Origin of the sequence: Clostridium sp. AM42-4 (genome assembly GCF_003480105.1) — a bacterium.
In the GTDB taxonomy this organism is placed as follows: Bacteria; Bacillota; Clostridia; order Lachnospirales; family Lachnospiraceae; genus Brotaphodocola.
The window spans coordinates 157,759-179,204 of the sequence record NZ_QUIK01000002.1; the positions used below are offsets into that span (position 1 = coordinate 157,759).

Consider the following 21,446-nt stretch of genomic DNA (forward strand, 5'->3'; position numbering starts at 1 on the left):
GTAATTCTATCGTAACTGTTCCGTACCTTCACAGTTACGTTCCGTCCGTCATGTTCGCTGCCTGTGACATCGTTCTCCAGCAGCTGCTCCTAAAGCGGACCGACCTTCGCTGCCTTACTGCCAGAAGATTGTCCGCCGCTGTTCTCCAGCAGCTGCTCCGGCTCCAGGATCAGTTTCATGGCCCAGGCCGGGACAGAAATATCGGTATACTGATCCTTCAAAAAGACGAAGGCGGTATCATACACCGGCCGCTTTACCGGGTAGATCCCCTCTCCGTCTGTAAAATACAGCAGTCCCTTCAGGCGGTGAAAAGCCCCCTGACGGATCAGCCCATTCACATACTCGAATGCCGGACGGAAATCTGTGCCGCCCTGCCCGATGATGGTAAAATCCCGCATGTAGGCTTCCATCTCTTCCTGATTCGTAATGAGACGGTCCTGCTGCACCTGTTCATCGCACTGGATGATGTGGATGTTGGTCTTCTTAAAATAACTGTCCGACTGACAAAGCACGTCGTAGGTTTCCTCCAGAAAACACCGCACCAGATCCCCGGAACAGGACATGGAGGTGTCGATCACCACAACAAAATCCTCGATCCGGCTGACTTCTTTGGATTCCAGCGGCTCGATGAGCGGCATATTGCCATACAGCGAAAGCCCATAGGTATAAAAGATCGCATCAAAGGAATCTGGGTCGACCTGCATCTCCTCCCGCAGCACCGAAAAGCGCTGCAGAAAGTGACGGTAATCATACCGTTCCCGGTTCTCCACCTGGATCTGCTCCAGTATGCTTTTATTTTCCTCATCCTGCTGGTTTCCCATGGTTTCCATCTCGGTCTGCACCTTTTCCCGGTTATTGCTCCACTGCGTCTGGCGCACCATGGGAGTCTTCGGGGAATCCTCCGGGAGATCCCAGAAACTGTGGTCATCCACCAGAAACTCCGCCGCCAGACGCTCCAGCCTCCTCGGCTCCAGCTGCTCTTCCTTCAGCACGCGATACACACCCTCTGCATTCAGCACAGTAAGCTTCGCATGCAGCCGTCCGTACCAGTCCCGGCGAAACGGCGTCGGTGCCACACGAATGCATTTTACATACATGTCGTCCAACATGGATTCCACCGCAATATCGCAGGCCAGGTTCCAAAGTTCCGGTTCCCGTTTGCCGCGCGTGTCCATATGGCAGAACAGGCAGTGCAGCACCATGTGCAGATATGCCCGGTTCACATGCACGCGTCCCCTCTGGTACAGATCGCAGACGTAATCTGGATGATAGTAGATCACAAATCCATCTGTCCCCACACCACGGCAGCCCGGGTCTGCCTCAAAGCCAAGCGAACTTAACGAAAGGTCCAGATAGCGCATATTCAGGTACAGTTCATTCCTGGCATTCCGGAAGATCCGGGTACAAAGTTCCACCATATTCAGTTCTTCCAGCTGTCTGTGCCTGGTTGGATCGATCATAGTTTATGATTTCCCCTTTCTTCTGTTTCAAAATTCAAACCGGCGTTTCCGCTTTGGCGGCTGCGATTTCATGAGATTTTCCACGTCATCAGTTAAATTCTGCGTCGTTTCAGCATCCTGCACTGCACCTGCAGACTGCATCGAATCTGCAGCCCGCAGATGATGCCGCCGTTCCATCAGCCAGCTCACCATTTCCGTATCGCCGGATTCCTGAGCTATCTGAATAAATGTGGAAAGCTGGGCAGAGAAATTCTGAAGCGGCTGATTTTGTTCAGTATTCCGGAGTTGTTCTGCTGCAAGTTCTGGCTGCCGGGTTTCGCGTTGATCCTTCCTTGGCATAAGCACCTCTTCTACCAGCCACGGCAGTTTCCCTGGTTCCAGGTTGCTCACGTGATTCTTCTTCATGTTATCTGCCTGGATCAAAAGCCGCCCGGCCATCTCCCAGTGCTCCCGGATATAAGTCTGGTACTGTTCCCGGAATTTCTCCGATAATTCTTTGGGATAGAGCAGCCTTCCCAATGCCAGCTCTGTGACCAGTTCTTCTTTTTCCTGCACCTGCACATGTGGAAAAAGCTCATCGTAGCCCCGGTACTGGAACACCCGCCCGGCAAAACAGTACCGGTAACGGTGCCCGCAGCCATGCGTCTCGATGCAGACAATGCGGGCTGGTGTATTCTCAACCGAATCCTCGAAATACTCCGGAAAGATCAGTCTTGCCTCGTATTCTTCCGGCAGTTTCTCCGAAGACAGATCCAAGTTTTGCTGTTCTCTTTCCCGCTGCTTTGTTTCTCCCGGTTTTAAGATTTCCTGTCCTGCTTCCTTTCGCCCCGCCTGCCGCAGCGGCTGAATCATTGCTGTACACGGGTAGGAATTTTCTGAACTGAAAATTCCGTACGATACAGTTGTGGCTGCGGATTTTGCCGATTTGGAATGCGAAGCATCGGCAAAATCCCGTTGCTGCACACGCATGCGTGTGCAGTAACAATGAATCTGCACCCGCAAAGTCTGCCGGAGTTCTGTCAACATCTCCTTTAAGCAGGAACGCTCACCCGGAAACTCCGTAATATCCAGATACTCTACTGCAGGTACACCCGCAAACAGCCCGGCACCAAGGTCCAGCACCCGGCTGTAACAATAAATTCTTTTAAGTTGTTCACACTCATAAAATCCGTACGCACCGATCTTTCTGACATACGGTGGAAGATGAATCTCCTCCACAGAACTGTGCGCCAGCACATAGGAGCCAAGCTCTGTCACCGGACAATCCTCAAAACGCTCCGGTACATAGATCACCGCCTCCGGGTCTTCAATCTGATCTATACGGATTTCATCGTTAATTCTGGTATAAATAAACTTCATCGTAATGCCTCTATATTCTAACTTGTTGCTGAAAAACAACAAACAAATCCTGCTGTTTGCGCAACGCATGAACGGTAATAACTGCGTTACACTTTGCAGTCACACGGTTCTCTAATATATTAGAAAACTTTGGGGCAAAAGTAAAGCCTTGTTTGTTGTCTCTGTTTCTCCTATAATAACGATAATGGAAAGGAAGTGTTAACATGCCATTGGTCAAAGGTCCTTATACCTCCAAAGACTACTGGAATTTATCCAGGATTGACCATATGCATTCAAGACAGATTGACAACATGGCAAAAATAGAATACGATGTAGGCAGCTAAGGAATGTGAGAATTTCCATATGGCAAACCAAAAACCCCAGAGGATCCTAATTAATCCTCTGGGGTTTTCTTCAAATAAAAACTTTCAGTAATTTCATTTATACAAACAAATAACGGATCCCGAATAACTCGGAACCCGTATTTTAGAGAGCGCGAGACGGGACTCGAACCCGCGACCCCGACCTTGGCAAGGTCGTACTCCACCAACTGAGCCACTCGCGCATATTTTGTTGTTGTCTCTTGGACAGTTCATATCTTACCACAAGTTTTCTAAGATTGCAAGCACTTTTTCAAGTTTTTTTGAAATTCGTGAAAACCATGTGAATAAGAATCTTTGTATATCCAAGTGCCTTGGACCGGAATCGAACCAGTGACACGAGGATTTTCAGTCCTCTGCTCTACCAACTGAGCTACCAAGGCCTGTCCTGCCAAAAAGCTTTAATGCCGCAGGCCGGAATCGAACCGGCACGGGAGATTAGTCCCGCAGGATTTTAAGTCCTGTGCGTCTGCCAGTTCCGCCACTGCGGCATATCCTTTTCAGGAAATGGATGGAGGTGGATTCGAACCACCGAAAGCACAGCTAACAGATTTACAGTCTGCCCCCTTTGGCCACTCGGGAACCCATCCATACTAGCTTCGACAAGCAAAAATTATATTATCATACCAACTGCCAAAAAGCAAGCAGTTTTTTGCTTTTCCATTTACTTTCCATTTACTTTTATATATACAAATTGCCAAAAAAGGCCTCCGCACCGTGGTAAGTTCCCGGTACGAAGGTCTTTTCTTTATCTGATTTACATCATTTCTCTATATTCTTCCGCAAAACTGCAGTCTATATGCGTTCTGTCATACAGACACCGGCCGAACATTCCTTACACCAGCACCCCACTGGACAACAGCACGCCGCTGTGCGCCGGTACCTCCAGTGTCAGATATCCGTGGTCTGCATGGTAGTCTACCCGTCCTGCGTTATAGCCGCTCTCATAGGACATCATCATGCGGGTGATCACATCTTCATCGGTAATGCCAAGCTCCCAAACCGGCACGCTGACGGTTCTGCCATCGCCGCGGTTGTTGATGATGATCGCGCACTTATTTTCCCCGCTCATGCGGCCATACATGATGAGCTGGCGGTCTGCCTGCAGCTGCTTTAAGGAACCGCGGCGCAGGGCCGGAAGCTTCTTGTGCAGGTCAATGAGATAACGGTGATACTCGATCAGTTCAAAATCCTCGGATCCCCACGGATACGTCCGGCGGTTATCCGGGTCAGTCCAGCCGCACACGCCTGCCTCGTCTCCGTAATACAGGGTCGGTGCGCCAGGCCAGGTCATCTGCACCATGATGGCTTCCCGGAAGGTTCCGTAATTAATTCCAAATTCTGCCATCTTCGCACCCGCACTGGCCAGACGTCCCACGATCTGGTTGGTCCTGGTCAGGAAACGACTATGGTCGTGGTTTGACAACTGGTTCATAGCCACCAATACAGACTGGGTCTGCATCCGGCTCATGTGGTAATACATAGATCGGAAAAAGCTGACGCCATCACCGTAGAGGGCACCATTATACTCATCGCTGTGCTTTTCCATACCGGTTAAAAACCAGGTAAGCGGCTCCATAAACGCATCGTAGTTCATGACGGTATCCCACTGGTCTCCGGCCAGCCAGCTGCTTGGGTCCCCGTAATGCTCTGCCAAAATGATAGCCTTCGGATTTGCCTCTTTGACATGCTTCCGGAATTCCTGCCAGAATTTGTGGTTATACTCACTGCTATGGCCCAGATCGGCTGCCACGTCCAGACGCCAGCCGTCTACCTGGTACGGCGCAGATACCCACTTACGGGCAATCTTCATAATGTATTCGAACAGCTTCGGCGAATCCTCGTAGTTTAACTTCGGCAGGGTATCGTGTCCCCACCAGCCGTCGTAGGTACCGTTATCCGGCCACGCATCCTCATTATAAAACTTAAAGAAGCTGCAGTACGGACTCTCTTTGCTCTCATAAGCACCTGGTTCGTAGCTGCCCTGGTTGCTATAGATCTTCTCGCGGTCCAGCCACTTGTTAAAGGAACCACAGTGGTTAAACACACCATCGATGATAACGCGCATGCCGCGCTTGTGGACCTCTTCCATAAAGCGGGCAAAAAATGCATCGCTGGCAGCCAGGTTTTCCGGGTCTGCGCTGCGCATCTGGTAGCGGGTTGCATGGTCATTGTTCACTGCATTCTCTGCCACCGGTTCTCCGCCGTCTTTAACGATCACGCCATAGTGCGGATCGATGTGGTCATAATCCTGGCTGTCATACTTGTGGTTGGATGGGGAAACAAACAGCGGATTGAAGTAGATGACCTCCACCCCCAGATACTGCAGGTAATCCAGCTTGTCCCACACGCCCTGCAGGTCACCGCCGTAGAAACAGCCTACATCCATCGTAGACGGGTTAGTGCTCCAGTCCGTAACCCGGTGTACCGGACACCCAATGTAGACATACTCACACTCTGTCACATCATTGCTCTTGTCTCCATTGCAGAAGCGGTCCACAAAGATCTGGTACATGACTGCGCCCTTCGCCCACTCCGGCGTATGGAATCCCGGGGTGATGCGGAATGCGTAGCAGCTCTGGATGTCCATGGTAGCTCCTAATCTGTTAAAATAGCAGATTTCATTGTCCTTCACCACCTGGAAATAATACCGCTGTGGCTCACTGTCCGCCTCCATCCGGTATTCATAGTAATCAAACAGGCGGTCCGAAGATACCTTTCGCATCTCTGCCTGAATATTTTTATCTTCCTCAATATAAAAAACCCGGTCGACATCGTCCTTCGCGGTGCGAAAGCGGAGCGTTACAGTCTCGCCCGCGTCCGGTTCTTCCGGTCTGCGGTAATCCTGCGTCTCATCCGTAAACAATGCCTGCCGGTTCATTCCATTTTCCTGATGCTCATCAAACATAACCCCTGCTCCTTCCTCCCAGGTTTTTTGTTTCTGCCCTGATCCTGTCTGCGCGTTACGCAAACAAAACTTTTGTATGACTATTTCCCCCGATGGAATCGTATAATCTCATTTTATATGATTTTCATGTCAATGACAACATGTTTATTATCTGAAAACAAACATCTACCATTTATGGGTAGGAATTTTCTGAACTAAAAATTCCGTACAGTACAGTCGTGGTAGCAGATTTTGCAGATTTGGAATGCAAAGCATCGGCAAAATCCGCTGTTGTTTGCGCATTGCGCAAATAACAGCGAAAGAGCCAGCGGGGTAGCTGGCTCTTTCAGGAGAAGGTATTTCGTTTCTTATGGGGTGTAGCAAAAACTATATAATGTATTGGGGGGTTTACGTGTATTATAATAGCACGGACCAACCAATAAGTGTTAACAAACATGAACAAATTTCAAAACTTTTTTTGTGCACTTTGCATAGTTTCATTTGTTTTGCCCCGCTAAGCAAACGCATCTATGCCTTCTGACTTCTTTTTATTTCTGGAACAATGTCTCAAACTCTTCCTGTCCGATTTTCTCTTTCTCGATCAGCAGGGCGGTACAGCTCTCCAGCACATCCCGGTGCTCCAGGATAACGTTCTTTGCTTTTGCGTAGCACTCGTCGATGATACGCTTTACTTCCGCGTCAATGGAAGCGGTCACCTCATCACTGTAAGCACGCACATGACCGAAGTCTCTTCCGATGAATACCTCATCATCGTCGCTGCCGTAATCGATCATGCCAACCTTCTCGGACATACCATACTGGGTCACCATGGCACGCGCGATCTTGCTGGCATGCTTGATATCCTGGGAAGCACCGGTCGTCACATCACCGAAGATGATCTCCTCTGCGATCCGGCCGCCTAAGGATACCATAATATCCTGCAGCATCTTGCCCTTGGTGTTGAACATCTCGTCCTCACCCGGGAGCGGCATGGTGTAGCCTGCTGCCCCGACGCCGGTCGGGATGATGGATACCGTGTGAACCGGTCCCACATCCGGCAGTACATGGAACAGGATCGCATGACCAGACTCGTGATATGCAGTAATCTTCTTCTCTTTCTCAGAGATGACACGGCTCTTCTTCTCTGCGCCGATGCCAACCTTGACAAATGCGCGGTCGATATCGCTCTGGCGGATAAAACTGTGGTTTTCCTTTGCCGCAAGAATGGCGGCCTCATTCATAAGGTTTTCCAGATCAGCTCCGGTAAAGCCGGAGGTTGTCTTTGCCACACGGGCCAGGTCTACGTCTTCTCCAAGCGGTTTTTCCTTGGAATGCACCTGAAGGATCTCCACGCGGCCCTTCACGTCTGGACGGCCAACTGCAACCTTACGGTCAAAACGGCCCGGACGTAAGATAGCCGGATCCAGGATATCTACACGGTTGGTCGCTGCCATGACAATGATGCCCTCATTGACACCGAAACCGTCCATCTCAACCAGAAGCTGGTTTAAGGTCTGCTCGCGCTCGTCGTGGCCTCCGCCCATGCCGGTACCACGTCTGCGGGCTACGGCATCGATCTCGTCGATAAATACGATACACGGTGCTACCTTCTTGGCATCCTCGAACAAATCGCGGACACGGGAAGCACCGACGCCGACAAACATCTCTACGAAGTCAGAACCGGAAATGGAGAAGAACGGCACACCAGCCTCACCAGCTACTGCCTTGGCAAGCAGGGTCTTACCGGTTCCAGGAGGGCCCACCAGGATCACACCTTTCGGGATCCTCGCGCCTACACTGGTGTACTTCTGGGGATTTCTCAGGAAATCCACCATCTCTTCCAGATCTTCTTTCTCTTCCTGGAGACCTGCCACATTTTTAAATGTCACATTGCTGGTGTTTGTCATGCGGGCACGGCTCTTGCCAAAGTTCATCATCTTGGCATTGGTACCACCGCCTGCACCGGCTCTCATGTTCATGATGACCAGCATCAGAATCACTGCGCCTACAGAGATCACAACCGGAAGAATGATGCTCATCCAGTAACTGGTCTGCGGAACATCGTTCATACTGTAATCAATGTCTGCATCCTGAAGCATCTGCTGGACCTGGTTTACATCAGAAACATAGGTCACATAAACCTCACCTGCATGGTTGGAAAGACGCACCTCACCGGTCGGTGTCTGCTCATTCTGGTAAATGACCAGACTTCCGACATCTCCATTTTCCAGTACCTGTTTAAACTGCTGGTAACTCAGCTCATTCTGTTTGCGCCCCGGCATAAACGCCAGCGCCAGTACGATCAGAAGCAGCGGAAAAAGCAGCCAGCTGCCCCGAAAACCACTTTGCTGTTTCACTCACCGGCCTCCTTACTGATCTACCTCAACCACACCGATAAACGGCAGGTTGCGGTATTTCTGGGCGTAATCGAGACCGTAACCTACTACGAACTCATCCGGGATGGTGAAGCAGGTATAATCGACCTTGACCTGCTTTTTCACACGGCGCTCCGGCTTGTCAAGCAGGGTGCACAGGTGAATGCTCTTCGGTCCGCGCTGCTTCAATACCTCGATCAGGTAAGAAAGGGTACGGCCGGAGTCGATGATATCCTCCACGATCAGGACCTCTTTTCCTGCCAGGGACTCATCCAGGTCTTTTACAATACGGACAACGCCGCTGGATTTGGTGTCATCTCCATAACTGGAAACAGACATGAAATCCATGGTAACCGGAACGGTAAGGCGTTTTGCCAGCTCACAGGTGAAAAATACGCCACCCTTTAAAATGCAGATCAGATGGATTTCTTTTCCCTCATAATCTTTGCTGATCTGTTCTGCCACTTCGCTGATTCGCTTGTTTACATCTTCTTCCGGCAACAATACTCTGATCTTATCTGCCATAATCTTTTCCTCCGTCGCAGGTTACCTGCAATATGTTTTTTGTTTTGTTATCTATCTTATAGTATTCGCTGATCCGGTAACCCACCACCCACAATACATGATCGTTCTCTGCAAGAAGCAGAATGTGGTCCCGGTCTTCTTTTGGGATCTTTTCGTCGATCATAAAACGGGCAATGGTTTTACGTCCTCCGGACGGCAGGATCAGGTAATCCCCCGTCTTTCGGGTTCTAATGGACAGCGTACCTTTGATTTTATCATAGTCAAACCATTTCGTATACTGGTTTTTGGGAATTTCCTGGCCTTTTTGGCGAGAAAATACTGTCATTTGGAGCGCTTGGTCCATTTCCAGACTATATTCTTCACCGTATCCGGGACCTGCTGCTTCTGTTTTCCGGGAAACCATGTCCGGTCCGGTATTTCGGGTCAGCGCAAGCGTCTCATATCCAATCATTGCGATCAGACCTCCCGGAAGATTGATCCTGCTTCCCACCTGCTTTTCTGCCAGCTCCGTGATCTGATGGAAATGTCGGCTGGTTATATTTTTCCAGCCCGGATGAAGCAGGTTTAACATATGCCGGATCAGGTAGGTTTTCAGAATGTCTGGCTGCGTTCGGAATGTGGCAAGGGGGATTTCTGCGCGGACGCAGTCTTTTGCAGCCTGTTTTTCCGAATCCCAGAACTTTGCAGAATCCTTGTTTCCAGAATCGCAGGAAGCATCTCTTTTCTCCTTGCCGTACAGCGCCCCGGCTCTCTTCCAGATTTCTGCTGCCTGATCTGCCAGATACGCATCTGCCTGCCCGATGATCTGCCCGGCCTGCAGAATGTGTTCCTCTGCCTGTGCGTTCACCGCACGTTTCAGCAGAGGCAGCACCTCGTTCCGGATCCGGTTTCTGGTGTAATCACCGGACTGGTTCGTGCTGTCCTCGCACCAGCCAAAGCCCTCTGCCCTTAGATACTCACGGATTTCCCCGCGCCCCACACAAAGAAGAGGCCGGATACGCCGTCCCTGCACCGGGCGGATGCCGGAAAGTCCCGTCAGGCCGCTGCCACGGAGCAGATGATGCAGAATCGTCTCTGCATTGTCATTCAGATGATGCGCCAGCGCAATCTTCACCCGGTGTTTTCCTGCATTGCCCGGACCCGCTGCCGGATCAGCCAGACATTCTCCTGCATTGTCCGAACCCGCCGCCGAATCGTCCTGGCTCCCTGCTGACTCCGTCTGGTTTCCCACAGGTGCTTCCTGTTTTCCCACCGAAAGCTCCTGCTCCCACGCCGCAGCCTGCTCTTCCAATATCTGGTAGCGCAGGATCCGTCCCGCTTCTTCCTCCGAAAGTCCATGCTCTGCCGCATATTCCGGGACCTGGCAGTGTGCCGCCAGAAACGGGATCTGAAGCATTTTGCAAAGCTCCCTGGCGAAGGCTTCATCCCGCTCTGCCTCCGCACCGCGGATCCCATGGTTTACATGAACCGCACGTAAGTCGAAACGGATCTGCTGTTTTTCTGTTTCTGGCCCAGCTACAGTTCCTGTAACCTCTGCAGCCTGGCATTCCAGCCCCATCTGCGCCAGCTCCTTTAATACTACCAGAAGACACACCGAATCCGCTCCACCGGAAAGCGCCACGATCACACCGTCTCCCGGCTGTATCATGTTCTGTTCCCATATATAGTTTCTTACTTTTTGTAACATCTTATCCTTCCTGTACTCTGGTTTATACCTGTATTTTGTTCCTGCCGCAAGCAGTGATTCCGCTGCTGTTCACACATGCGTGCCCAGCAATGGGTGTTTGCCCTTTCATTCGCTACCGTTTCCAGATACCCGCCACCAGCACTGTCATGTCATCATTCATGCCACCATTCTGGCAGGCAAACCGTAAGATCCGTTCCGCCATATCCTGGGGTGTTTTTACCGGCATGGATTCCAGATACTCCTTCAGGGTTGCTTCTTTTTCCAGACCCGGACAAGCCTCCAGCACTCCGTCTGTCATCATAATGATCCGGTCATCGTCCCAGAGCTTCCGGGAGAGCAGCACAGGCTCTGCCTGGGAGAGCACTCCCGCCGGAAGATTTCCTGCCTCCAGCACCTCTGCCGTTCCACCGCTTAAAATAAACGTAGCAACGGCCCCCATTTTCATAGCCTCCAATAGCCCGCTGCAAAGATTTACACAGCAAAGATCCAGTGTGGCCGGATGCTGCTCCACTCCGGCCAGCAAAAGAATGGTATTCACCATTTTTAGTGCTGAGCGGGCGGAAAATCCTGTTTCCAATAGCTGCTGCACCAGCTCGATCACCTTCTGGCTTTCCCTGGCAGCCGTTTCCCCACTTCCCATTCCGTCGGACAAGCTCATGATAACCTGCCCGGGCAGGCTTCCGAAATACGTATAGTTATCCCCGGAAATGCCTGTCCCATTCTTCGGCATACGTGCTACCCCATAGATCATCCGGTATTCTCCCGGTTCCAGGAAACGCACGATCCCCGGCTGCTTTGTGATAAGCGCACGAGTATCTGATGGCGCATACCATCCCTTTCCGCCCACAGCCTGTCCAAACAGCCCTGCCGCATCCTTCGCTGTCATACACCGGTTTCCAAGCGTGTGAAGAGTCACATAAGCCTCCCGGTACCGGTCTTCATGCTCCAAAAGCAGCATATTATCTACCGAGATCTGATGCAGCCGGAACAGGCGGCGGACCGCCTCCAGCTTCTGGTCCGTAATATCTGCAGCCTGTCCCATCTGCTCTGCAAATTCATCGAGCATGGCCGCCAGCTCCCGAAACTGCACCATGACCGTATCACGGCTTTCTAAAAAACGGTTCTTCCATTCCAGATTCATCGTGGCCCGCCCCAGGTTCCGGTTTAACTGGGCCAGATATTCCTCTTTGTTACGGCAGGTTTCCAAAAACAGTCTCGGCATATCTTCATACTCCACCCGCCCTTTCTGTTCAAACGAGCGGAGGAGATAATATAAATAATAACTGTCTTCCTTGTTTGCATCGCAATACAGGTTACAGCGGCTGCACTGGCCACACACCATTGCGGCTGCCGTCTGCATAGCCGCCTGGGCATCCTCCCTGGTCAGCCCTTTTTCATCCTCCATCCGGTCATTGCAGGCTCTGGCCAGGCATTCTAACGACTGGGCCATCTCACGCAACCGTTCTGCTGTATAGATATGAACATCCGCCATGTCCCGGCGCCGTTTTCGCTTCCACACAAAAAATCCCCTCCTGAACCACAATATATGCTTCAGGAAAGGATCCTATGCCTGTTATTTTTCTGCAACTACAACTGTATTGTACGGCAGCTTAGTTGTTTTTAGGTGCAGGTTTTAAAAGGATTTCATCTGGCTTGACCAGACCCAGCTTTTGCTTGGCCACTTCCTCGATATACTGCTTGGTCTGTACATAGACCCGGCGTTCCTCCAGCTCTGCCGCCCGCTTCTTTTCATTTTCAACCTGGCGAGTCAGGGCTTCTTCTTTTGCCTGATACTCCATAACCTTCTTTTCCATGGAAGTATTCTTGACATTCACAACCACTGCCAGGCTAAGTACCACGACCGAGATGCCGATCACGGCCAGACGGTTTCCCAACCGGTCCTTATTCTTGCGCTTTCTGCGCCCTGTTTCCCGCGCTTTCATATTCCTCACCAACTTCTTTGTTCCCTTAACCTTATTTATGTTACCTTCGTAATTTCATTCTAATGCATCGAACCGCCCTTTTCAAGACCTTTCGCAAATTTCTGCTGATAATCCGGTCATAAAAAAGCATCGAACAAAAAATACTGCCTATGATGTAAAAGCGCAGTGCCCCGTCATTTTCCCGGTACAAAAACAAAAACGTAAAAAAACCGGACCAGATCCAGTAGCACAGATCTTCCAGCCCGGTCACCAGGTTCTTGTGCGGAACCAGAAACCGGAACAGCCGAAGCCCGTCATACACCACCATCAGGACAATCCCAACGCCAAGCCCAAGAAGCAAAAGCCGTGCTTCCCGGCATACCTGTGCCATTAGCCAAACAGCCGGGTCAGAATCGACTGTCCGGCCTTCCGGTAAGCTTCATTTGAAGAATAGGCCAGGCTGTCCACCTGCCCATCCACCTCCAGCTCTCCCTTTTCTACCGTAAGGCGGCTGACATGAAGCTCCTTCCCCTTGATCGTCAAAAGCCCCATGTCCGTGTCCACCACCACCTGGTTTTCATCGAACGATACCACTTCCCGCACCCCGGTCAGGCTCGCCGCGCTCCGGTTTTCCAGCCGACAGGCATGGGCACGGATTCCGGATTTTTCTTCCACGAAAAAACCTCCCCACCTGAACTCATGGTTTAGTATATGGGGAGGCTGGTGGTGTTTATGCTTCATATCACATATTCACGCTCACTATCTTAAAGATACTCGAACATTTCCTTTGCATCTTCCTTGCGGATGGTTTCCTGCACGCTCGTGATGCGCACTTTGACGGATTTATTGCCGAAGGCAATTTCGATCACATCTCCGGCCTTCACGTCCGCACTGGCTCTTGCCACTTTATCATTGAGCATCACGCGACCACTGTCACAGGCTTCATTCGCTACCGTTCTCCGCTTGATGATGCGGGATACTTTCAGATACTTATCCAGACGCATATCATGTCTCCTTCTAATGGATGAATTCCCCTGCAATGTCAATTGCGCTTCCAGCAGATCAATTCCTGTGCGCCAATTCCTTGCTAATGGGTAAAATTCCCCCTATCACGCGAAACGCATTCTAGGGGGAATCTTTATTTTACTTTACATTTTAAACTAAATTTTCTTGGCTGTGCTAATTACCGGAATTTTTTTAGTTACTACGTTTATTTGCAAATTAAGCGTTTACAAGATCCTTTAATGCCTTACCAGCTTTGAACTTCGGGGTCTTGGATGCCTCGATGATCATGGTCTCGCCGGTTCTCGGGTTGCGGCCTTCTCTTGCTGCTCTCTCAGATACCTCAAAGGTACCGAAACCTACTAACTGGATTTTATCGCCTGCCTTCAGAGCCTCTGCAACTACATCGGTAAATGCCTTTACTGCAGCCTCTGCGTCCTTCTTGGAAAGGCCTGCCTGCTCAGCTACTGCTGCTACTAATTCTGTCTTGTTCATTATTAAATTCCTCCTAAATGCGATAACGGCCTGAACGGACGTTTTTTCGTAATTCATTTTGCCCTTTCATTTATATCTGTTTTGCTATGCTTTGTCAAGGTTTTTCGCCTTTTTCTTTCCCTTAAATACCAGAACGCAGCGGGGCGGCACCATGCAGTTCTTCTGGTTGGAAACCTTGCGCTCCTGACCCTCCGCATAAAAGCCTCCGGCTGCGCTGTCGCTTGTGTCAAATGACAGACTCCACTCCAGGTCCTTCGGAAGGTTTGGAAGGGCAAAGCCGTGCGGCTCCCAGTGCATGTTGAAGATGACAAAGAAAAAGGCATCGTTTTGCCCGTCTGGCTTCTTCGCATAATTTCCGCAATAGAGGATGCCGATCTGGCGGCGGAAATTCTCAAACTCCGGCTGCCAGGCATTGACTCCATGGTAAGAGATGTCCGGGTGGCCGCAGGCCAGGTAATCCATCACTCTCGGTTCCTGCTCCATGTGAAAGACCGGATGTGCCTTGCGGAACGCGATCACATGCTTCACAAATTCTAAGAGCTCCTGGTCCCATTTATTTAAATTCCAGTTGATCCAGGAGGTTTCGTTATCCTGGCAGTAGGCATTGTTGTTGCCGTTCTGGGAATTGCCGGATTCATCGCCCGCGAGGAGCACCGGGGTTCCCTGGCTTAAAAAGAGCATCAGCATGGCATTGCGCAGCTGTCTCGCACGCAGCTCCTGGATTCTTTTCTTGCGCACCGGGCCCTCTGCGCCGCAGTTCCAGGAATAGTTGTAGTCGCTTCCGTCCCGGTTATTTTCCCCGTTGGCCTCGTTGTGCTTCTGGTCGTAGGAGACCATATCCAGCATGGTAAAGCCATTGGTCCCCGCCATAAAGTTTAGCACACCACATTCTGCCGGGTTTCTGCGGTTGCGGAAGATCAGGCTGCTCATCTGCTCCTCATCGCCCTTTAAGGCACGGCGCATATCAATCAGAAAACCTTCGTTGTATTCGCCCAAATGCTTCTTTTCCCCGGCTGCAGGCTTTTCCGCCTCCCAGGAGATCGCCCAGAGCTTGGTGTCGGCCAGATACGGGTCCTTTGCAAGAAGTGCTGTCGGCGCATAACCGGTTAAGTGGATCCCATCTACATGGTATTCACGCACCCAGAAGCGTACCGTCTCCAACACAAACTCCGGCACTTCTTTTCCGGAAAAATAAAGCTCCAGCACAATTTCCAGCCCAGCCTTGTGCAGCTCCCGCACCATATACTTAAACTCGGTCACCGGATTACTTCCCTGGTCCGCATAAGATGCCTTCGGCGCAAACATGCAGGCTTTTGTATAGCCCCAATAATTCAGGCGTCCCGTCGGCTCACTGTTTCCATAAGGATTTCCTTCCACATTCTCCGGCATCATAACTTCCTGGAATTCCACCGCCGGAAGCAGCTCCAGCGTCGTGATCCCTAACTCCTTCAGATACGTGATCTTGTCCACCACGCCCCGGAAGGTGCCGCGGTGCTCTGTGCCGGAGGAGGCATGCTTTGTCAGTCCGCGTACATGTGCGCGGTAGACAATGCAGTCTTCATACGGAATATGAAGCGGCCGGTCCCCCTGCCAGTCAAACTCCGGCTCCACGACCGGTGCCAGCAGAAGATTCTTTGCCTGGCTTAATTTGCCCCAGCGCTCCCGCCCGGCAAACGAGCGGCCGTATGAATCCGGGAAACGTTTTCCATCTGCTTCAAATGCATAGAAAAAAGAAGTAAAGTCTCCCTTCAGTGTCATAGACCAGACATGTCCGGTCTTTCCGGTTTCCGGAAACGGGATGTGAAACACCTCGTGAAACTTTACTCCTTTTCCGCTTTTTTCTTCTTTTGCAAACAAAAGCAGGCTGCAGGCCTTCGCTGCAGCCACAGTTGTTACATGGATCCCCCCGTCTATCCTTGTGAGGCCCATTGGATACACTTTACTGTCATGTAAATCGATCTGATACGGCTCCAATTTTGCCCACCTTTCCCGCTACAGAGTATTCCGCCTCCATAGCGTACTGTTTTTTATTTTTGCCTGCCAGCTTATGTTTCTTACGGTCAGCACAGCGCATGCACCAGTAAGCGCAAACCTGCTTAACCGTTACTTACGGTCTTACTTCAGGCACAGCTCTACCGGACAGTGATCCGATCCGAATACCTCTGTGTGGATCTTTGCGGACTCCAGGCGGTCTTTTAAACGGTCAGAAACGCAGAAATAGTCGATACGCCACCCTGCGTTCTTCTCCCGGGCTTTAAACCGGTATGACCACCAGGAATAAATGCCCTCCTGCTCCGGGTAAAAGTAACGCCAGGTATCGGTAAAGCCTGCTGCCAGAAGCTCAGTAAATTTGTTTCGCTCCTGGTCAGTAAAACCAGCATTATTCCGGTTTGTCTTCGGATTCTTTAAATCGATCTCCCGATGTGCCACATTGAGGTCTCCACAGAAAATGACCGGCTTCTTTTCATCCAGTCCCTTCAAATAAGCCCTCCATGCATCTTCCCATTCCATGCGGTAGTCCAATCTGGCTAACTCATTCTGGGAATTCGGCGTATAGCACGTAATTACATAATATTCCTGAAACTCTGCAGTTATGACTCTTCCTTCGTGGTCATGCGCTTCTATGCCGATCCCGTATGTCACGGAAAGCGGCTCCTCTTTCGTAAACAGCGCAGTTCCGGAATACCCTTTCTTTTCCGCATAATTCCAGTACTGATGATAGCCGGGAAGTTCTAAGTCGATCTGGCCTGCCTGCAGTTTGGTCTCCTGCAGACAGAATACATCGGCATCTGCCTCGTGGAAAAAGTCCAGAAAGTTCTTTCCGACACAGGCCCGCAACCCGTTGACATTCCAGGAAATCAGCTTAGTCATACAAGTTCTCCTTATACACGCCGTCCGCGATCAGCTTCCGGATGGAAGCAACAACCGCTTCCTTGTCCTCTTTATAGGTAACACCAAACCACTTATCCCTGGTCTCCAGCACACGCACCTGCGCCTTGCCAGCCTTAATCTGCTGGTCAATGATCTTCGGGAGCAGATACTCTGCCTTTACATCGCCCTCTTTGATGCTGTCCAGAAATTCCGGGAATCCTGCTTCCAGCGCATCTAAGAACTTCGGCGGAAGTCCCCACATATTCATGGAAACATACTGTTTTTCGTCAATCAGCACTGGGGTTCCCTGCTCATCATTCGCAAAAAGGCCGTTTCCGCGCCGCTCGATATCGTAAGTCTCGGTTACATCTTTTAAGGTTCCGTCCGGGTTTACCTGGCAGACTCCGCGGGTTACCGTGCCGTTTTCACTCAGCGTATTCTCCAGAATGAAGCCACCCATGCACATGTCATACACGTCACCATCGGTCTTCATTTCGTTGACCATGTAGTCATGGATCTTAAAAAATCCTTCCCTGCCATAATAATCATCCGCATTGATGACCAAAAATGGCTCATGCACCATATCTTTTACCGTCAGGACAGCCTGACCGGTTCCCCAGGGTTTCTTTCTGCCTTCCGGCACCTGATACCCTTTTGGAAGCGCATCCAGTTCCTGAAATGCATATTCCACATGGGCGATCTTCTCAATGCGGTTTCCGATGATCTCGCGGAAGTCCTTCTCCAGGTCTTTCCGGATAATAAAAATGATCTTGTTGAATCCGGCCTGCAGCGCATCGTGAATGGAATAATCCATAATGATCTCGCCTCCCGGTCCGACCGGTGCCAGCTGCTTAATGCCGCCGCCAAATCTGCTGCCGATTCCGGCTGCCATAATTACCAATGTTGTATCCTTCATGATTGTTCCCTCTCCAAATACCCAACGTATTCTGGTGCCGGATGCCGACACCTTGCCATAATGTACCTAAAATCATAACACAAACCGCGCCAAATAACAATATCACACAGTAACGAACGAGGGCCGGAAGGTTTCGTCCCCGCCATTCGGCGGGGACGGAACCTTCCGGCCCATTTGTGTTTACTGTACAATATTGTTACTTCAATACTCCCGGCTTCGGGAAGTAGCGGAACAGTACCTTTGCGATGATCTTCTCACGCTTTACATAGGTATTTTCCCAGCGGCGTGCATCCATGGAGTAGTTCCGGTTGTCTCCCATCATGAAATAGCAGCCCTCCGGCACTTCAAAGTGCATCGGTGCTTCCGGGATCATCGGCTCGCGGATATACGGCTCGTCGAGCGGTGTGTCGGAACCGTCGATATAAACCTTTCCGTCTATGATATCGACTGTTTCACCCGGAAGACCAATGATACGCTTTACATAGTAGATCGATTCGTTATCCGGGAAACGGAAGATCGCGATATCTCCACGCTTCGGGTCACCAAAGTGGTAGGAAAGGCGGGAACCGATGACACGGTCACCCGTCATGATCGTGTTCTCCATAGAACCACTTGGCACTTCGCTGTTTGCGATGATAAACGTATTCAGTACAAACGCAATGAGTGCTGCAGACACAATGATCTTGACCCACTCAAGGATTTCCTTTAACCAGCCGCCTGACGGCTGCTGCTCCTCTTTGCGGGAACGTTTCTTCTGGCTCTTTACAGGCTCCGCATGCGGTACTTCTGTTTCTTTCTGTGTGTTACCAGTCTTGATTGCTTCTCTCCGGAGCTCCTGTGCGATTTTCTGTGCTTCCAGCTCAGCAGTCTGTATTTCTTTCCCAGAAAATGCTTCTGCATCTTTTCCTGCCGTGCCCGGAGCCGCTGTATGTTCTTTGGCAGAAAAACTTTCTGCGTTTTTTTCTGTCTTTTCTGCCGGATCCGCAGCTGCTGTATCACTTTCCGCAGAAGCCTGCTGGCCTTCTGTATGTTTCAGACTGTCCGGTTCCCCGGCCCAGTGCTGTCCGGCCCGCATGCCGTCGAGTCCGCCCAGAAGCGGATCTTTGTTTGTTCTGTCTTCACTCATGAAATAACCACCTTATTTATTGCGGTACTTGTCCAGGAGCTTGTTGATGCGCTTGGTCGGGCTCAAAAGCTCGCTTAAGGAATCATCGTGATTTAAGTTGTCGATGATCAGGGCAATGTACTTACTCATATCTACATCAATGTAGTACGGTCTGGATAACAGCTCCGGAGTCTGGTAAACCACGTTGGTGGTCAGGATCCGGTCAATCAGGCCGTTCTCATAATATTCATCAAATTTTGCCAGTCCGTTTGTGAACAGGCCGAAGGTTGCGCAGATAAATACTTTTCTTGCTTTTCTGCGCTTTAATTCTTTTGCGACATCTAGCATGCTCTCGCCGGAAGAGATCATGTCGTCGACGATGATCACATCCTTGCCCTCTACGCTGGAGCCTAAGAACTCGTGAGCCACGATCGGGTTGCGTCCGTTCACGATCTTGGTGTAGTCACGGCGCTTGTAGAACATACCCATATCGAGTCCGAGCACGTTTGCAAAATACACAGCACGGCCCATACCGCCTTCATCCGGGCTGATGACCATCATGTGGTCACTGTCGATCTCAAGCTCGGTCTCGTTCTTTAACAGATGCTTGATGAACTGGTAGATCGGCTGAACGGTCTCGAAGCCCTTTAACGGGATCGCATTCTGCACACGCGGGTCATGCGCATCGAAGGTGATGATATTCTCGACGCCCATGTTCATCAGCTCCTGCAAAGCCAGGGCGCAGTCTAAGGACTCACGGCCGGAACGCTTATGCTGGCGGCTCTCATAGAGGAATGGCATGATAACATTGATACGGCGTGCCTTACCTGCTGCTGCCGCAATGACACGCTTTAAGTCCTGGTAATGGTCATCCGGAGACATATGGTTGGTCATGCCGCACAGGGAATAGGTCAGGCTATAGTTGCACACATCTACCATGATGTAAAGGTCATCGCCTCGAATAGAAGATTCAATGGTTCCCTTGCCTTCGCCGGAACCGAAACGCGGGGTTTTTGCATCAATAATGTAAGAATCTCTCTGATATCCTGCAAACGCGATGGTTGATTTATGCTCACTCTCGCGCTCTTTTCTCCACTCGACCAGCCAGTCGTTTACCTTTGCGCCTAATGCGGAACAGCTCTTTAACGGGATCAGTCCTAATGGTCCTACCGGAATGGTCTCAATGGTCTTCTCTTCGTAAATCATCTTATCCTCCATGCTCTGTGTGTATTTATTTGTTTTGGGCAGCAATCAATATTTATTGCCGCAATATCGCTTCTTTTATATCATTATGCCTCAGTTAAGTCAAGACAATCCCCACAAACTTTCGCTTTTAAGCTGGGACTGATTTCTTTTTCACAATCTTATGCCGGATACCAGACCGAAAGCAGCTATCCGCCTGCATACCATAAGCAAAATCTTTTCATGTTCCCTGTTTCCGGGCCATCACACGCTTCTTCATGCGGATATCTGCCCCGTAAAGAGGAATGATCCGGTAACTGCTCATGATCCGGGAAGTCACACGGTCGGAATAAGTGTCCTTTAACATGCCCATGGAGAGATTCGTGGAAATGATCGTCCCCTTCTTTCTGCCAATGCGCTCGTTGATGCAGTAAAAAAGCTGGGAAGAAACAAAGGAATTATTTAACTCCGTTCCCAGGTCATCGATGATCAGCATGTCGCACTCCACAATGTAGCGATAGCTCTCCTCGATATCGTCCTCGCTGTCGCGCCCGAATTTGTATTTGGAAAAGATCTCAAACAGCTCGTTGGAGGACAGATAAATAACAGAGATGCAACGGTCGATCAGCGCCTTTGCAATGCAGTTGGTAAGAAATGTTTTGCCGACGCCGGTACCGCCGGTAAACAGAATGCTGTTTCCTTTCTGCGGATACTGCTCTGCAAACTCCCGGCACTGCCGCACCACAATCTCCATGTAGGCGCGTTCTGTCATGCCAAGCTGCGGCACCTTTTCCGTATCATCGTAAAAGTCGAAACGGAGACGGTCGAAATTTTCCTCTTTCAGGATTGACTCGATGTTGGACTGGGCGTAGAGAATGTTCAGCCGCTGGCGCTCAAAACAATGACAGCGTTTTCCATTCACATAGCCGGTGTCCTGGCAGTCCGGACAGTCATAGCGCAGCTCCATATAATCTGCCGGAAAACCGGCCGCCTTTAACAGCGCCAGCTTCTGCTCCCTTAAGTCTGCCAGTTCTTCCTTTAAGTGTACGCGGGCATTCAGGTCTCCACCAAGGACTCTTCTGGCACAATCTGCTGCCCGGCTGCTGATCTGCCGGTCCAGCTCCTGAATTGCCGGTACTTTCTTATATACTTCCTCGACCCGCGCTTCCATGGCGCGGCGCTGTAAGCGCTGCCGTTCTTCATACCCGCGCATAACTGCGTTGTACTGGGAATTGCTCAGTGCCATTGTTTGCTCTCCTTCTTAACTGCTAATTGCTGTTTTCTACCGCCCACAGTCCCTG

18 protein-coding genes and 4 tRNA genes are annotated in these 21,446 nt (G+C 50.6%); all 22 read right to left on the reverse strand.

All coding sequences use genetic code 11. The features are described 5' to 3' along the window. Positions 1-89: 89 nt before the first annotated feature. Complete coding sequence (locus DW922_RS02085; RefSeq protein ID WP_118725653.1) at positions 90-1,460, reverse strand: VWA-like domain-containing protein; 1,371 nt, start codon at positions 1,458-1,460, stop codon at positions 90-92. A gap of 27 nt (positions 1,461-1,487) precedes the next feature. Next, the gene (locus DW922_RS02090) at positions 1,488-2,819 is read right to left on the reverse strand and encodes a leucine-rich repeat protein (RefSeq protein ID WP_195714987.1); all 1,332 of its coding nucleotides are present in this window, start codon (positions 2,817-2,819) and stop codon (positions 1,488-1,490) included. A 471-nt stretch (positions 2,820-3,290) separates the two neighbouring features. Beyond that, positions 3,291-3,363, reverse strand: a tRNA-Gly gene (locus DW922_RS02095). Positions 3,364-3,488: 125 nt separating this feature from the next. Then, a tRNA-Phe gene (locus tag DW922_RS02100) sits at positions 3,489-3,561 on the reverse strand. A 22-nt stretch (positions 3,562-3,583) separates the two neighbouring features. Further along, positions 3,584-3,669 (reverse strand) — tRNA-Leu (locus tag DW922_RS02105). 17 nt (positions 3,670-3,686) lie between these two features. Further along, positions 3,687-3,768 (reverse strand) — tRNA-Tyr (locus DW922_RS02110). 245 nt (positions 3,769-4,013) lie between these two features. Next, complete coding sequence (locus DW922_RS02115; RefSeq protein ID WP_118725655.1) at positions 4,014-6,086, reverse strand: glycoside hydrolase family 13 protein; 2,073 nt, start codon at positions 6,084-6,086, stop codon at positions 4,014-4,016. Between the two features lie 527 nt (positions 6,087-6,613). Further along, on the reverse strand, positions 6,614-8,422 hold the full coding sequence (gene ftsH, locus DW922_RS02120; protein WP_118725656.1) for an ATP-dependent zinc metalloprotease FtsH: 1,809 nt from the start codon (positions 8,420-8,422) through the stop codon (positions 6,614-6,616). A 12-nt stretch (positions 8,423-8,434) separates the two neighbouring features. Further along, positions 8,435-8,965, reverse strand: a complete 531-nt coding sequence (hpt, locus tag DW922_RS02125) for a hypoxanthine phosphoribosyltransferase (RefSeq protein ID WP_118543183.1) — start codon at positions 8,963-8,965, stop codon at positions 8,435-8,437. Then, positions 8,955-10,652 carry a tRNA lysidine(34) synthetase TilS gene (tilS, locus tag DW922_RS02130; RefSeq protein ID WP_118725657.1) on the reverse strand — a complete coding sequence of 566 codons (1,698 nt, stop codon included), beginning with the start codon at positions 10,650-10,652 and terminating at the stop codon, positions 8,955-8,957. The genes hpt and tilS overlap by 11 nt, the downstream gene beginning before the upstream one ends. A gap of 112 nt (positions 10,653-10,764) precedes the next feature. Further along, entirely contained in the window at positions 10,765-12,171 is a 1,407-nt protein-coding gene (locus tag DW922_RS02135; protein ID WP_347560249.1) for a SpoIIE family protein phosphatase, read from the reverse strand. Positions 12,172-12,262: 91 nt separating this feature from the next. Next, on the reverse strand, positions 12,263-12,595 hold the full coding sequence (locus DW922_RS02140) for a septum formation initiator family protein (RefSeq protein WP_118718652.1): 333 nt from the start codon (positions 12,593-12,595) through the stop codon (positions 12,263-12,265). A gap of 40 nt (positions 12,596-12,635) precedes the next feature. Then, positions 12,636-12,965: a spore cortex biosynthesis protein YabQ gene (yabQ, locus tag DW922_RS02145; RefSeq protein WP_118718651.1), complete on the reverse strand. Its 330-nt coding sequence runs from the start codon at positions 12,963-12,965 to the stop codon at positions 12,636-12,638. After that, a complete protein-coding gene (gene yabP, locus DW922_RS02150; RefSeq protein ID WP_182436788.1) occupies positions 12,965-13,249 on the reverse strand; it encodes a sporulation protein YabP in 285 nt (94 codons plus the stop codon). Before yabP ends, yabQ begins: the two co-directional genes overlap by 1 nt. 89 nt (positions 13,250-13,338) lie before the next feature. Beyond that, on the reverse strand, positions 13,339-13,578 hold the full coding sequence (locus DW922_RS02155) for an RNA-binding S4 domain-containing protein (RefSeq protein ID WP_118718649.1): 240 nt from the start codon (positions 13,576-13,578) through the stop codon (positions 13,339-13,341). A 217-nt stretch (positions 13,579-13,795) separates the two neighbouring features. Then, a complete protein-coding gene (locus tag DW922_RS02160) occupies positions 13,796-14,071 on the reverse strand; it encodes an HU family DNA-binding protein (protein ID WP_118718648.1) in 276 nt (91 codons plus the stop codon). Positions 14,072-14,155: 84 nt separating this feature from the next. After that, a complete protein-coding gene (locus tag DW922_RS02165) occupies positions 14,156-16,045 on the reverse strand; it encodes an alpha-amylase (RefSeq protein ID WP_118725658.1) in 1,890 nt (629 codons plus the stop codon). Between the two features lie 141 nt (positions 16,046-16,186). After that, the gene (locus DW922_RS02170; protein ID WP_118725659.1) at positions 16,187-16,942 is read right to left on the reverse strand and encodes an exodeoxyribonuclease III; all 756 of its coding nucleotides are present in this window, start codon (positions 16,940-16,942) and stop codon (positions 16,187-16,189) included. Then, positions 16,935-17,858, reverse strand: coding sequence for a sugar phosphate nucleotidyltransferase (locus DW922_RS02175; RefSeq protein ID WP_118725660.1), 924 nt, complete (start codon positions 17,856-17,858; stop codon positions 16,935-16,937). Before DW922_RS02175 ends, DW922_RS02170 begins: the two co-directional genes overlap by 8 nt. Positions 17,859-18,054: 196 nt before the next feature. After that, entirely contained in the window at positions 18,055-18,675 is a 621-nt protein-coding gene (lepB, locus tag DW922_RS17865; protein WP_347560252.1) for a signal peptidase I, read from the reverse strand. A 321-nt stretch (positions 18,676-18,996) separates the two neighbouring features. Beyond that, positions 18,997-20,169 carry a ribose-phosphate pyrophosphokinase gene (locus DW922_RS02185; RefSeq protein ID WP_118725661.1) on the reverse strand — a complete coding sequence of 391 codons (1,173 nt, stop codon included), beginning with the start codon at positions 20,167-20,169 and terminating at the stop codon, positions 18,997-18,999. A 217-nt stretch (positions 20,170-20,386) separates the two neighbouring features. Then, on the reverse strand, positions 20,387-21,391 hold the full coding sequence (locus DW922_RS02190; protein ID WP_118725662.1) for an ATP-binding protein: 1,005 nt from the start codon (positions 21,389-21,391) through the stop codon (positions 20,387-20,389). Between the last annotated feature and the right edge of the window lie 55 nt (positions 21,392-21,446).